Origin of the sequence: Azospirillum sp. CT11-132 (assembly GCF_047302835.1) — a bacterium.
Classification (GTDB): Bacteria; Pseudomonadota; Alphaproteobacteria; order Azospirillales; family Azospirillaceae; genus Azospirillum.
In genome coordinates, this window is the sequence record NZ_JBGLZA010000004.1 from 33,329 (window position 1) to 46,434 (window position 13,106).

At 62.7% G+C, this 13,106-nt stretch carries 12 protein-coding genes; 10 read left to right on the forward strand and 2 right to left on the reverse strand.

Annotation, left to right across the window (positions count from 1 at the left end; genetic code table 11):
• The first annotated feature begins 12 nt into the window (after window positions 1–12).
• From ACCD06_RS19085 to ACCD06_RS19120, 8 genes are all read left to right on the forward strand, one after another.
• Window positions 13–2,076: a methyl-accepting chemotaxis protein gene (locus ACCD06_RS19085; RefSeq protein WP_413342611.1), complete on the forward strand. Its 2,064-nt coding sequence runs from the start codon at window positions 13–15 to the stop codon at window positions 2,074–2,076.
• Between the two features lie 863 nt (window positions 2,077–2,939).
• The gene (locus ACCD06_RS19090; RefSeq protein ID WP_413342613.1) at window positions 2,940–3,332 is read left to right on the forward strand and encodes a response regulator; all 393 of its coding nucleotides are present in this window, start codon (window positions 2,940–2,942) and stop codon (window positions 3,330–3,332) included.
• A gap of 587 nt (window positions 3,333–3,919) precedes the next feature.
• Complete coding sequence (locus tag ACCD06_RS19095) at window positions 3,920–4,600, forward strand: winged helix-turn-helix domain-containing protein (RefSeq protein ID WP_413342615.1); 681 nt, start codon at window positions 3,920–3,922, stop codon at window positions 4,598–4,600.
• Window positions 4,584–5,999: a sensor histidine kinase gene (locus ACCD06_RS19100; protein ID WP_413342617.1), complete on the forward strand. Its 1,416-nt coding sequence runs from the start codon at window positions 4,584–4,586 to the stop codon at window positions 5,997–5,999. The genes ACCD06_RS19095 and ACCD06_RS19100 overlap by 17 nt, the downstream gene beginning before the upstream one ends.
• Window positions 6,000–6,003: 4 nt before the next feature.
• Entirely contained in the window at window positions 6,004–6,675 is a 672-nt protein-coding gene (locus ACCD06_RS19105; RefSeq protein ID WP_413342619.1) for a DedA family protein, read from the forward strand.
• Between the two features lie 84 nt (window positions 6,676–6,759).
• Window positions 6,760–7,368, forward strand: coding sequence for an undecaprenyl-diphosphatase (locus tag ACCD06_RS19110; RefSeq protein WP_413342621.1), 609 nt, complete (start codon window positions 6,760–6,762; stop codon window positions 7,366–7,368).
• A gap of 7 nt (window positions 7,369–7,375) precedes the next feature.
• Window positions 7,376–8,008, forward strand: coding sequence for a DedA family protein (locus ACCD06_RS19115; protein ID WP_413342623.1), 633 nt, complete (start codon window positions 7,376–7,378; stop codon window positions 8,006–8,008).
• Between the two features lie 218 nt (window positions 8,009–8,226).
• Complete coding sequence (locus ACCD06_RS19120) at window positions 8,227–8,580, forward strand: PepSY domain-containing protein (RefSeq protein WP_413342625.1); 354 nt, start codon at window positions 8,227–8,229, stop codon at window positions 8,578–8,580.
• Window positions 8,581–8,822: 242 nt separating this feature from the next.
• Here the strand turns inward: ACCD06_RS19120 and ACCD06_RS19125 are convergent, their stop codons facing one another.
• On the reverse strand, window positions 8,823–9,224 hold the full coding sequence (locus tag ACCD06_RS19125) for a hypothetical protein (RefSeq protein WP_413342627.1): 402 nt from the start codon (window positions 9,222–9,224) through the stop codon (window positions 8,823–8,825).
• Between the two features lie 34 nt (window positions 9,225–9,258).
• The gene (locus tag ACCD06_RS19130; protein WP_413342629.1) at window positions 9,259–10,053 is read right to left on the reverse strand and encodes a hypothetical protein; all 795 of its coding nucleotides are present in this window, start codon (window positions 10,051–10,053) and stop codon (window positions 9,259–9,261) included.
• A 264-nt stretch (window positions 10,054–10,317) separates the two neighbouring features.
• Here ACCD06_RS19130 and ACCD06_RS19135 point away from each other — a divergent pair, with 264 nt between their 5' ends.
• A complete protein-coding gene (locus ACCD06_RS19135; RefSeq protein WP_413342631.1) occupies window positions 10,318–10,698 on the forward strand; it encodes a FeoA family protein in 381 nt (126 codons plus the stop codon).
• Window positions 10,698–12,803 carry a ferrous iron transport protein B gene (gene feoB / locus ACCD06_RS19140; RefSeq protein ID WP_413342633.1) on the forward strand — a complete coding sequence of 702 codons (2,106 nt, stop codon included), beginning with the start codon at window positions 10,698–10,700 and terminating at the stop codon, window positions 12,801–12,803. Before ACCD06_RS19135 ends, feoB begins: the two co-directional genes overlap by 1 nt.
• Window positions 12,804–13,106 lie beyond the last annotated feature (303 nt).

Consider the following 13,106-nt stretch of genomic DNA (forward strand, 5'->3'; position numbering starts at 1 on the left):
CGAGGAAATAGGATGAATATCCGCACGAAAATAGTGTGCGCCAACGTCCTGATTGCGTCTCTTCCACTCTGCATGGCGGGCGCCATGGCTTGGAAGGCAATTGGCGACCTGCACGTGCATTTTCGGACGGAAAGCTCACTGTCGGCCTTCGAGGCGACGCTGCAGGTCGGGTCCATACTGGCTGGTGAACGTGGTCAATGGGCGGTTGCCTTTGACAGCGACAAGCCTCTGGACCCGGCAATAGTCCGTCCTCTGGAGGATGCCATTGCGGCCAGCGACGCAGTCCTGGCCAAGGCCCGCGAGCAGATCGCGGCGGCCGGCCTGTCTTCGGGCCCCATCGTCACCGCAATCAGCAGGTTGGCGACGGCACGCACGGCCGCCCGGCAGGCAGCGGAGCAGGCCAAGTCCGTCCGCCCGCCAAACATCGCGTCGGCCACAGTCGATGCCATCGCCGCAGCCAACCTGGATGTTGGAACTGCTATCGGCGACAGTTATCGTTCCACCATCGTCAATAGCCCTGGCCTGTTCGGCCATGTCAATCTGGCGCGGTTGGCTCAGGACATGCGCGACACCGGCGGCACCCGATCTGCCACGCTGGGACTTTTCGTCGGCGGCATGGCTTTTGGACCAGACCGGCTGCAGGCAGCGACGGAGATGACCGGCAAGGTTGCAATGCTATGGCAGATGATGCAGCAGGCGGTGCTAAACCTCGACAGTCCGCCGGAAATGTCTCGAGCGCTGGAGCATGTGCGCTCCACAATGATGACGCAGGGGGAACAACGCTTTCGTAGTGTGATAGATGCTGCGCGGAACGGTATGCCGCCACCGGTGTCCTTGGCTGATTGGCGTCCTTGGACAACGCCGATGCTGAACAACATCCTGGTGATGCGCGATGCCGCCCTTGCTGTGGCCCATCAACGCAACCAAAACAGCATCGCTGATGCCTGGGTCAGCCTGATCATCGCCGGGGCTGTGTTGGCAGTAGTCTGCATTACCTTCAGCATTGTTCTGGTCCTGTTGTCGAGCCAAGTGACACGGCGTTTGAGTTCGCTGACTTCCACGGTTGTCCGGCTGGCCGACGGTGACCTCAAGGTGGACATCGCCCATTCCAAGCAGCCCGATGAAATTGGTGCCATGGCTCGGGCGATCCAAGTGCTGAAGGAAAGTGCCATTGAGCGCCTTAGGCTGGAAACCGAACAGGCCTTACAGCGCATTGCTCGCGAAAAGCGTGCGGCTGCCGTCGAACAGATGGTCCAGGCCTTTGATCGCTCCGTGTCGGCCATCCTGACATGCGTGACCGACGCCACCACACGGTTGACCGAAACCGCTGGGGCCATGGCGGTGCTGGCGAAGGACGCCGATCGTCGGGCGTCTGCCTCCAGCGCGGCAGCAGAACAGACCTCGGTGAACGTTCAAACGGTGGCATCGGCGACGGAGGAGATGACCGCCTCGATCCGCCAGATCGGCGAGCAGGTTTCCCGCTCCAATGGCGTTGCCGCCCAGGCGGTACGCGAGGCGCAGAACACCACTGGTTCCGTCCGCAATTTGACAGGTGAAGTCGCGCGCATCGGCGAGGTGGTCAGGCTGATACAAGACATCGCCAGCCAGACCAACCTGCTGGCGCTGAACGCGACCATCGAGGCGGCACGGGCGGGGGAGGCTGGCAAGGGCTTTGCTGTGGTGGCGAGCGAGGTGAAACAACTGGCCAACCAGACTGCCAAGGCCACCGAAGAGATTTCCGGTCAAATCAACAGCGTGCAGAGCGCCACGTGCGACACGGTGAGTGCCATCGAAGGGATCGGCAGCACCATCGCTATCATGAACGAGATCGCCGCTACCATTGCCTCGGCCATCGAGGAACAGAATGCCACCACTGCGGAAATTTCTCGGAATGTCCAGCAGGCGGCCCATGGCACGGAAGAGGTCAGCACTACCATTGCTCAGGTCCATGAAGCCGCTGCACAAACTGGATACGTGGCGTCACAGGTGCTTGACGCTTCCACCGGCCTGACCCGTCAAGCAGGCGAGCTGCGTCGTGAGGTGGAGAACTTCCTAACCAGCATTCGGAATGCATAACCTAAACATAATTGCCCTCAGACGCGTCATTTTGGCGATTTAGCCGGAGACAGAAATAGTATATGATGCGTATTTTTCCCATATGCAGCGATTTCTCCAGACCATTTATCCTTCCACGTAGCTGGCATATATCTGGTAGAGGCCTGCTACTTTGAGCAGGCTTTCACAGATACCTATGAGCACAGACGAATTTCCACTTTCTAATAAAGCCGTAATATTGCGCATAGGTCGGACAGTGATCATCCCAACGCTCTGGCAGCCGCTGTCATGACCAGACGACGGCCCGTATCTCCAAAGTGCGGGCCTCCAGGGGTCACTACACGAAAGTGCGCAGATTGTCCGGGATATGGGAACACCGTAAGAACGCGCGCTCATACCTCCGCGGGGCCGGCTTTTCATAACGCCCGGTGTCTGCTTTACGGGCGTCTGTCCCTGGGTGGCTCAGTTCGGCGGTGTGGTCTGCGGCCGCCCGGCCCTCTCGCCGGCGTCGAGATCGGGGTGGCGGCCCAGCCGGGCAGGGGCGGAGCCTGAACCAGATCCTGCCCCATGAGAGCGAAAAGCGCTCCGATGCTGGGGCTTTTGGCGGTCGGCATCATCCCGCGCCCGTGCCCGGCTGCATATGTGCATGTTCTGAAACCGCTGGGACTCGCTTTCTCATCCGATGTGTTCGAGCCCCTTACCAGACTGTCGACGGCAAAGGGAAACTCCATCACCGAGCGATCTGGCAAGAATATTTCGCACCGCCGTATCGATCGTAAGCTCGAGAATTATTTTGCTTCAGGAAGAAGAGAGTGATTTCTATTGCCCGCTGCACGAACAGATCGATAGTATGAAATAGTTGAAAAGTCAGTTTCTCGTGGGTCATGCTCTATTCCCCTCACGTTTTGATCGCCGAAGACGAGGATTTAGTCGCCGTTGTGGTGGCCGAAGTTCTGGAGTCCGAAGGGTTTCGGGTCACCGTCACACACAACGGGCTGGAGGCCATCGAGGCCGACGCCGCCGATCCGGCTGACCTCCTGCTCACCGACATGCGCATGCCGGTGATGGGCGGCGAGGCGCTGATCCGGATTATCCGGCAGCGGCGGCCCGAGCTGCCGATCGTCGTCACGACCGGCTTCAGCGAATATCTTCCAGTCGAGGAACCGGAGCACCTGAGGGTGCTGCGCAAACCTTATTCCTTGCCCGCCCTGGTCGCGATGATCAAAGCCCTACTTGTAGCGGCCCGAGATCATTGGCGGTCGGACCCGAGATTTTGACCGCATCTGGGACCGGATTGGCTGAGACGGGAAACAGGCTCTGGCTCACATTCGGTGAGATCAAGCTCACACTGTTTGAGACGGACCTGAGATCGTGGGCGCCGGCACACATTCGGTGAGACAAGCCACGGTCATCATCGCCGACCTATTGACACATGTGGCGCCACTCGGCTGGAAGCACATCGTGTTCACCGGAGACTATGTCTGGGCCGAAGACGTGGCTTCTCGGCAGCGATCCGCAAGCTCCGGCGAACTCCTGTTTCATTCCCGAGTACCGCCGCTTAGAGCAAGGCTTTGAACAGGTTCTGCGATCCCTTTTGTCTGTGCAGTCTTCGATCTCGATGAGGCCGCGACCATCACCACAAATGCATTGGTCTTCTGAACTGATGATTGAAAGGGCTGGTGAAGTCCTACGCAAGATGATCAAGGAGGCGGAGAGGCTGTTCATTACAACTGCTCGCGGAGATGCCCATGTTACAAATCCGTATAGAATCAGCACCCGGCAGTTAACGTGCCCTTGAGTACATTGTTGATCGTTCGTGGGCGTCGCAGGCGGGTATAATGAGGAGAGCTCAGGGGGCTGGATCATGAAAATATTGATCATTGAGGACGATCCGGAAACGGCCGGTTATCTCCAGACCGGTCTGCGAGAACAGGGGCACAGCGTTGAATGCGTGGGCAACGGGCGCGACGGCCTGCTTCTCGCCGCGGGACAGCCGTTCGACGCCTTGGTCGTCGATCGGATGCTGCCGGGCCTTGATGGACTTTCGGTGCTGAAAACCTTGCGCGGTGCGGGGGTGAAGACGCCGGTGCTGTTGCTCACCGCCCTCGGTGGGATCGGCGACCGGGTGGAGGGGCTGGAGGCCGGAGGCGACGACTATCTGGTCAAGCCCTTCGCCTTTGCCGAGTTGCTGGCCCGTCTCAATGCGCTGGTGCGGCGTCCGCCGTTGAACGACGTCCCCACGGTGCTCCGGGTGGCCGACCTCGAAATGGATCTCCTGAAACGCTCCGTGACCCGAGGAGGCGAATCCATCGATCTGCAACCGCGCGAGTTCCAGCTGCTGGAGTATCTGATGCGCAATGCCGGGCGCGTGACGACCCGCACGATGCTGCTGGAGCATGTCTGGGACTTCCACTTCGACCCCAAGACCAACATCGTCGAAACCCACATCAGCCGCCTGCGGGCCAAAGTGGACCGCGGCCGCAGCAGAGAGTTGATCTGCACGGTACGCGGGGCCGGATACACCCTGAATGACGGCCCTGCCTAGACTGTTCCGTACCGCCAGTTTCCGGCTGGCCGCCGCCTTCGCTCTCATCTTCGCGGTGTCGGCGCTGATCCTGGGGGGAGTGGTCTATTGGACCACCCACGCGGCGTTGGAACAGCAGATGAACAGCCGGATCATGGCCGATCTCGACCGGCTCCGTGGTGAATTCCAGGCCGGCGGCCGGGCGCAGCTCGCTGCCGAGGTGCGGCGCACCGCTGGCCGTCCCGGCGCGCTGCATGAACTCGTCGCCGATGCAGGCGGCGCCATTCTGGCCGGCGATATGACGACGGTTCCTCAGCCGGGCTGGAGCACCATCGAACCGCACCGGATGCCCAGCGACGAGAGCGAGCTCGTGGGGATCCGCACCCTGACGGTCCGGCTGCCGGACGGCACATTGTTGGCGGTCGGTGACGATCTTGAATGGATAGAGGATGCCGACGAAGCGATCTTCCACGCATTTTCCGTTGCGGTGCTGGTAACGCTCGGGCTTGGGATTGCCGGTGGTGCGCTGTTGAGCGTGGCTTTCCTGCAGCGGGTGGATGCCATCTCGCGCACGGCGGAAGCGATCATCGCCGGCGACCTGGCCAGCCGCATCCCGGTGCGGGGAACCGGCGACGACCTCGACCGGCTGTCGGATACGCTGAACCGCATGCTCGGCCGCATTGCCGATCTGATGGAGGGGTTGCGGCAGGTGTCCAACGACATCGCCCACGATTTGCGCACTCCGTTGGCGCGGCTGCGCCAGCGTCTGGAGCGGGTGCGGACAACCGCCGCATCGACCGACGACTACGCGGTCGCAGTGGACGCGGCCCTGGCGGAAACCGACACGCTGCTGGAAACCTTCGCCGCGCTGCTGCGCATTGCCCAGATCGAAGGCGGCGCTCGACCGCCGGTTCGCGACCCGGTGGAGCTTCACGCCATTGTGGAGACAGTGGTCGAGGCCTTCACGCCCTCGGCCGAAGAGGAGGGCAAGATCCTGGTCAGTCCTCCGCTCGACCCGGCGGTGGTTGCGGGCGACCGCGAATTGCTGACCCAAATGCTCGTCAATCTCGTTGAGAACGCCATTCGCCACACCCCGGCAGGAACGCGCATCGAGGTGGCTCTCACCGTCGGTTCAGGGGTGGCGCGGTTGACGATCGCCGACGACGGTCCCGGTGTGCCGGCGGAAGAGCGCGGGCGCATTTTCCGCCGCTTCTACCGGCTGGAGCGGAGCCGCACCACCGATGGCAGCGGGCTTGGTCTCAGTCTGGTGAAGGCCATCGCGGACCGTCATGAGGCGACGGTGTCCGTGACGGACAACGGCCCGGGCCTGCGGGTCTCGCTTGACTTCAATCTCCGTGACGGCGCGTCGGCCCGGCCGGCTGGGGAATGCCCCCCGGTCACGACGCAGCATTCGAGGTGACGCAATGTCTGTCTCGCTCCACGACCTGATTCCCCAACTTCTGACCGGTTACGGTTATTGGTTGATCACCGGTGTGGTTGCGCTGGAGAGCATGGGTCTGCCCTTACCGGGAGAGACGACGCTGATCGCCGGATCGATTCTGGCGGCGGCCTCCCCCGATTTCCGGATCGAGTTCGTGATCGGCGCGTCGGCTGCCGGCGCCGTGGTGGGGGACAATGTCGGCTTCCTGATCGGCCGGCACTACGGCTACCGGTTGCTGATGCGCTATGGGTCGCTCATGCGGCTGACCGAACCGCGGCTTCGGCTTGGCCAATACCTGTTCCAACGGCACGGCGGCAAGGTCGTGCTGTTTGGACGGTTCGTTGCACTGCTGCGGGTGCTGACCGCTCTGCTCGCCGGCGCCAATCGTATGTGCTGGCGGCGCTTCCTGATCGCGAATGCCTGCGGCGGACTGCTCTGGTCCATTGCGTTCGGTCTGGGTGGCTGGAGCTTCGGGCAGGCATTGGAGCGCTATCATGGCCCCCTGGCGGTCGGTGCCGGCGGCATTGCCCTGGTCGCCGCCGTCGTGGGTTGGCGATATGCGCGGCGTCATGAAGAACGCCTGCAGCGTGCCGCAGACCGGGCCTTCGCCGATCACCGCCAGTCTCCCGAACTCACCCGAACGCTCCAACCCTAGCCTTCGGCGTCACGCGCGAAGCGCCCCGCACCGCCCATCTGTCTGCCGGGGCTGTCATCACATCGAAACAAGTGGACATCGCTCATGGAAGCTCTGAATCGGCATCTGTTCCTCCTGCTGAACGCTCCGCCCGATCCGCAGGCTATGCTTCTGCTGCTGGCGCGCTTCCTGGCGGATGACGTGGTGGTGCTGGCGGCGGCGCTGATCGCGGTGCTGTGGGTGTGGGGACGGCACAACGGGCGTTCTGCCCTGGTCGGCGCCGGCTGCGCCCTGTTGACGGCGGCCCTGATCAACACGGTGATCGGCGCCTTCTGGCAGCATCCGCGCCCCTTCATGATCGGGTTGGGGCACCAGCTGATCCCGCATGCGGCCGACTCGTCCTTCCCCAGTGACCATGCGACCTTCATGTGGACGATCGGGATCAGCCTGCTGCTGCGCGGTTCCTGGCCGCGGCTGGGCTGGGGGATAATGGCCTTCGGCGTCGGCGTCGCCTGGGCTCGCATCTATCTCGGTGTTCACTTCCCGCTGGACATGGCTGGAGCGCTTCTGGTCGCCGCCACGGCATCGCTGCTGGTCGTTCCGGCCCGGCCCTTGGTTGATCGACTGCTGACGCCGGCCATCGTCCGGCTTTACGAGGGAACCGTGCGGTTGCTGCATCTGCCCGCTGCCCTGTTCCCGCTGGACCGCGGGTGAGGGCGTGGTGGGGCATCTTCTCGAAGCACTCGGATCGATCATCGCGTCGGTCATCGCGACGCTGGGGTATCCCGGCGTCGCGATGCTGATGGCGCTGGAATCCGCCTGCATTCCGCTGCCGTCGGAGGTCATCATGCCCTTCGCCGGCTATCTCGTCTCGACAGGACACTTCAACCTGATGCTGGTCGCCACCGTCGGCGCCATCGGCTGCAACCTGGGATCCGAGATCGCCTATGCGGTGGGACGGCGGGGCGGACGGCCGCTGATCCGGCGCTGGGGCCGCTACGTCCTGCTCGACGAGCATGACCTCGATCTGGCGGAGCGCTTCTTCTCCCGGCTCGGCGGACCGGCGGTGCTGGTGGCCCGGATGTTGCCGGTGGTGCGGACCTTCATCGCCCTTCCCGCCGGAATGGCCGGCATGCCGAGGCTCCGCTTCCATCTCTACACCTTTATCGGCTCCTGGCCCTGGTGCTTCGGGCTGGCCTATGTCGGCTACGCGCTGGGAGAACGCTGGAACAGCGACCCGACGCTGAGGGACTGGATGCATCGCTTCGACGTTCTGGTGATCGTCGTGATGGCGGCGGCGGTGGCCTGGTTCCTATGGCGGCGACTGCGCTCTCCGGCAAAGCCGAACCGTTGATCGCCCCCGTTGCCTGCCGGCACTCCGGTCCGAATTGGGTCGTACCGCTGGCGAGTTGCCGGTCTTGGTTGCCCGATCCAAAGGGTCTGCCGCCGGTCATGGCGAAGCCGCGGCCTCGATCTTACCAAACCGTATAGCGCTCGCCAAAGGCCGGTAAGCCAGCCCCGCCTAGGATCGTCCGTACCGGGGCATGGCGCCCCGCAACAGGAGCGATTCGTATGAAGACCGTCATGAAGCCCGCGTCTGCGATCTGTGCGGCACTGCTGGTGGCTGGCATCGGTTATGGCGCGCAGGCCGCCCAGAAGACCCATGAAGACGCCCGTGACCTGTCGGCGCTGTCGCAGGCGAAGATCTCGTTGTCGCAGGCGGTGACCGCCGCCGAACAGGAAACCGGCGGCAAGGCACTGTCTGCCGACATCCTGCAGGATAATGGAAAGGTGGCGTTCGGAGTCGAGGTCGCCAAGGACAAGGCGACCGAGACTGTGGTCGTGGACGCAGCCTCCGGCAGTGTTGTGAAGCGTCATGTCGCAAAGGGCGATGGTGAAGAGCAGGAAGACAACGACGCCAAATGATCTTGATGCCGTCTGTGTCTGGCCCGGAAGTCTCCTTCCGGGCCATTTTCTTTGGATCGGCACCGGCTCCAGCGCCCTTGAAGGCATGTCGAATATGCCGGCGGTCCCCTCCCGCACAACCACCGCCGACACATGGAAAAGGCGCGATGGGAATGCCCACCGCGCCTCTTTCCTTCGGAATGTCCGGCTATTGGGTCGTCAGCCCCGTCAAACCGGCAGACGCTGATCGGCGCGATGGTCACTCAGCCATGTGTGCCGTTGCTGTCCATGGTATCGAGCAGGGTCGTCAATGCCTTCTTGCACGCGGCCACCGTCGGGGCGCTATCGCGCAAAGCCGACAGTGCCCCGTCGATGGCGTTGTCGACCGCATGCCACTGGCTCGGTGCTCGGGGCTTCAGGCCCGCTTCCGCCTCGTCCCATGACGTTTCAAGATCCTTGATGCGGATCTTCGCGCCCGCAAGGTCCCCTTTATCGACCTGGGCCGCCGTATCGACGACAATCTTGCGGAAGCCCGAGATGTCGCCCAGTCCGGCAGACGCTTCGGCCTGCGAAACCGCGCCTGCTACCGGCATGAAATATGTGACTGCCACGGCACCCGTGGCAACGAGCGCAACAGCGGTGAGTGCGATCCAGGAGTGTTTCATCGACGATCTCTGCTTTGCATGAAGGAAAGGATGATCAGGCTTCATCGCCTACGGATGCATTGCGATGCTGAGCGGTGGTGACGCTCACCATCGCCACCAGGGCCACGATGACGACCAGGAAGACGGCGCTGGTCATGATCGTGCCGAGCCCCAGACCACCGTACTGCTGGGCCTGCGACAGGAAATCGCCCAGCGATGCGCCAAGCGGCCGCGTCAGCACATAAGCGATCCAGAAGGTCAGAATCGGGTTGGCGCCGCGGTAGTAGGCCAACGTGACAAGCGCGATCAGCCCGCCGAAGACGAGCACGCCGAGCCGGAAGCCGAGTTGGAGCGCCTCGGTCGCAAGATCGCCGGCCGCCGTGCCCAGAGCGAAAGTGAAGAGGATCGCCGTCCAGTAGAACATCTCACGACGGCTGGTGACGATGGTGTGGATCGACAGGGTCCGTTCAGCCGCATACCAAGTGGCGAAAATCGCCGCCAGGGCCACCGCGAACACCGTGGTGCTGACGTAGAGACTGACGTTCAGGCCGTCCGTCAGCGCATCCGTGATCTGGGTGCCGACGACGCTGACCAGAACGACGGTCAACCAGTAGATCCAGGGCACATAAGCCCGCGCACGCAGTTGCAGCAGCAACGCGCCGCCCAGCAGCATGGCCATGATCCCGCCGGTTAGGCCGGTCCCCAGGCCGACATGGACGGCCAGATAGTCGGCCCCGGTTTCGCCCACCGTGGTGGACATGATCTTGATGATCCAGAAGATGAGCGTGACCTCCGGCACCTTGTTCAGCATACCGGTGCCGGATGCCCGTGCGTCGTGTGTCGCGTGCATTGGATGGCTCCTTCGCGTGTTCGCGGTGATTTCGCGGCTCGAAAGAAGCCTAGGGTCGGCAAGGTTCGGCGGTGGTGGACCCGGTGTTGAAAAATCCCAATGTCGGAAGCGGGCGCCGCCGGGGCTATGCGACTCGAGATGGGAGAACGGAGTGGCGTCTCTTTTCCTTACCGGCAGCTTACGGGAACTATACAAAATCCCAATGTTTGGCCGACGGAGGTGTACGGCTCGAATCTGCTATTGCGGATCATTTGCATTTTCAGGATGCTGCGCCCCGACAGCCCGCACCAAACCGAACGTCAGTGTCGAGACGGCGGACTGCCTGCGCGCGGGATAATCCAGGGGATCGTGTCGACGATGCAAAGATCGGTGTTGCTCCGCCGGCCACTTGGCGGTCTGCGCAGAGGCGTCCGGGCCGAGGTGGCCGGCCTGGATGAGGGAGCGGTCGCAACGACGCTGCCAGCTGGTGAACTGGAGCGGCGGCTCATCGAAATGGGGCTGGTCGAGGGTGCGGTCATTGAAATCCTCTATGAAGGATTTCCTGCCCGCGATCCCATCGCGATCCGTGTCAACGACCACACGATCGCGCTTCGTCGCAATGAGGCCAACGCTGTGCTCGTCTATATTCATGGAGACCAGCGGTGATGCCCAACGCGACCATTGCGGCCCCACTGGTTGCCCTTGTCGGGAACCCCAACTGCGGCAAAACCGCTCTGTTCAATGCGCTGACCGGCAGCCGGCAAAAGGTTGCCAACTATCCGGGCGTCACGGTCGAGCGGAAGGAGGGCCGCTGTGTTGGCCGTGCCGGGCGACGCCTGCGAGTGCTTGATTTGCCCGGCACTTATTCATTGCGCGCCCGATCGCCGGACGAGGAGGTGACCCGTGACGTTGTGCTTGGGCGCCGGGACGGTGAAGCCGTTCCGGACATTCTGGTCTGCGTCGTCGATGCCACCAACCTGCGGCTCAACTTGCGCCTTGTCCTGGAGTTGAAGCGGGTCGGTCGCCCGATGATCCTGGCGTTGAACATGATGGATATGGCCGAGCGGCGCGGCTGCAGCATCGACGTGGAGGCCCTGTCCACGGCGCTCGACATGCCGGTGGTGCCCATGGTGGCGGTCCGCGGGGACGGCGTCCAGGACCTGATCGATCGGATCGATCGCGTTGTCGACAGTGATGTTTCCGCCGGTCTGGAGAAAGGCGCAGTAGGCTGGACCGAGCCGAGTTCGCAGGATCTGCGCGCTTATCACCGCGCCGTCGAAGCCATTCTCGCGCAGGCGGTGCGCACTCCGTCCAGCCCCCATACCGTAACGCGGCGCATCGACGCGGTTTTGCTGCAACCGGTGCTCGGACTCGGCGTTCTCCTATTGATCCTTTTCCTGATGTTCCAGGCGGTCTTCGCATGGGCGAAGCTGCCGATGGACCTGATCGACGCCGGGCTGAGCTGGACGAAGGACGCCGTCGCCTCCGGCATGCCGGCAGGCCCCTTGAACAGTCTTCTGACCGACGGCGTCATCGCCGGTGTCGGCAGCGTCGTCATCTTTCTCCCGCAAATCCTTGTGCTTTTCCTGTTCATTCAGGTTCTGGAGGATTCGGGCTACATGGCACGCGCGGCCTTCCTTCTGGATCGGCTGATGGGCGGCGTCGGTCTGCATGGCCGAGCGTTCATCCCGTTGCTCTCCAGCTTCGCCTGCGCCGTCCCCGGCATCATGGCGACACGGACCATCGAGAACCGGGCAGACCGTTTGGCGACGATCATGATCGCACCACTGATGACCTGTTCGGCACGCCTGCCGGTCTATGCGCTGCTGATCGCCGCCTTCGTTCCAGATCGGCCCGTGTTCGGAGGCATGATCGGTCTGCCGGGCTTGGTGATGTTCATCCTGTACGCGGCGGGCATTCTCGCGGCGTTGCTGGTGGCCTTCATTCTGAAACGGACCCTGTTTCAGGGCGCCCGAGAACCCCTGCTGATGGAGTTGCCCGCCTACCGGTTGCCCCGTCCACGCAACATCGTGCTCGGTCTTGCCGAACGCGCCAAGATCTTCCTGACCCGTGCGGGAACCACGATCTTCCTGCTGATGGTGGTCATCTGGTTCCTGGCAAGCTATCCCGGAGCACCCGAGGGGGCTGCCGGCCCAGCGATCCAACATTCCTTTGCCGGCATGATCGGCCATGCTCTCGAACCGGCGCTCGCTCCCATAGGCTTCAACTGGCAGATCGCCATCGCGCTTGTGCCAGGGATGGCGGCGAGGGAGGTGGCAGTCGGGGTGCTCGGCACCGTTTATGCGCTCAGCGCCACCGGTGACGCGCTGCGGGTCACTTTGGGCGACACCCTGGCAACCTCGTGGAGCCTGCCGACTGCATTGTCATTGCTTGCATGGTACGTCTTCGCCCCCCAATGCCTGTCGACCTTGTCGGTGGTGCGGCGTGAAACAAACTCCCGGTTCTGGCCTGCCGTGATGTTCACCTACATGCTCGTCTTCGCTTACGCTGCCTCTTTCGCGACCTACCGGTTGGCAAGTGCCCTCTTCGCGGAACGGCCGGCGGTTGGATTTGATTTTGTCTGGCAGTCGGTCATCGTCGTTCCCTTGGTGACTGGTGCCGTCGCCTGGACCTTGTGGCGGTATCTTGTTCCAGCCAAAGTGCAGGCAATGATGCGCCGTTCAGTGATCAGAGCCGATTCATCGGCTTCTGGTTGTGGCGGTTGCGGGAACTGCGGAGCGTCGACGAAGCCAGGCACTCGATGTCACTGACAGACGCTTCAAAAGCGCACCTCATCGCCTTCGTCGAAATCAACTTCGTCTCGATCCTCGCACGGCGCTTTCAAAGGCTCGCGCCCCAGGGGGGCAGCGCGTGATCTCTGCGGACAGACACTCATGGTGTGTTCCGAGCGGCTATTCTGCTTCCCGCCGCTTGGAGGGCTGTGAGCGGTTGGGAAGCAAGATGCCAGTAAACGCGTTTTGGTCCAACGGGGCTGACTATACGACTTCGTAATGAATCTTCCGGGAAAGGACGGCGTAACTCTGCTGGCTTACGGCCACCGTGCCGTTCGCTGT

What these genes read in the sequence shown, in the direction of transcription:
- ACCD06_RS19085 (WP_413342611.1), top strand. Translation starts at nt 13, where the DNA reads ATGAATATCCGCACGAAAATAGTGTGCGCCAACGTCCTGATTGCGTCT.
- ACCD06_RS19090 (WP_413342613.1), top strand. Translation starts at nt 2,940, where the DNA reads ATGCTCTATTCCCCTCACGTTTTGATCGCCGAAGACGAGGATTTAGTC.
- ACCD06_RS19095 (WP_413342615.1), top strand. Translation starts at nt 3,920, where the DNA reads ATGAAAATATTGATCATTGAGGACGATCCGGAAACGGCCGGTTATCTC.
- ACCD06_RS19100 (WP_413342617.1), top strand. Translation starts at nt 4,584, where the DNA reads ATGACGGCCCTGCCTAGACTGTTCCGTACCGCCAGTTTCCGGCTGGCC.
- ACCD06_RS19105 (WP_413342619.1), top strand. Translation starts at nt 6,004, where the DNA reads ATGTCTGTCTCGCTCCACGACCTGATTCCCCAACTTCTGACCGGTTAC.
- ACCD06_RS19110 (WP_413342621.1), top strand. Translation starts at nt 6,760, where the DNA reads ATGGAAGCTCTGAATCGGCATCTGTTCCTCCTGCTGAACGCTCCGCCC.
- ACCD06_RS19120 (WP_413342625.1), top strand. Translation starts at nt 8,227, where the DNA reads ATGAAGACCGTCATGAAGCCCGCGTCTGCGATCTGTGCGGCACTGCTG.
- ACCD06_RS19125 (WP_413342627.1), bottom strand. Translation starts at nt 9,224, where the DNA reads ATGAAACACTCCTGGATCGCACTCACCGCTGTTGCGCTCGTTGCCACG.
- ACCD06_RS19130 (WP_413342629.1), bottom strand. Translation starts at nt 10,053, where the DNA reads ATGCACGCGACACACGACGCACGGGCATCCGGCACCGGTATGCTGAAC.
- ACCD06_RS19135 (WP_413342631.1), top strand. Translation starts at nt 10,318, where the DNA reads ATGCTGCGCCCCGACAGCCCGCACCAAACCGAACGTCAGTGTCGAGAC.
- feoB (WP_413342633.1), top strand. Translation starts at nt 10,698, where the DNA reads ATGCCCAACGCGACCATTGCGGCCCCACTGGTTGCCCTTGTCGGGAAC.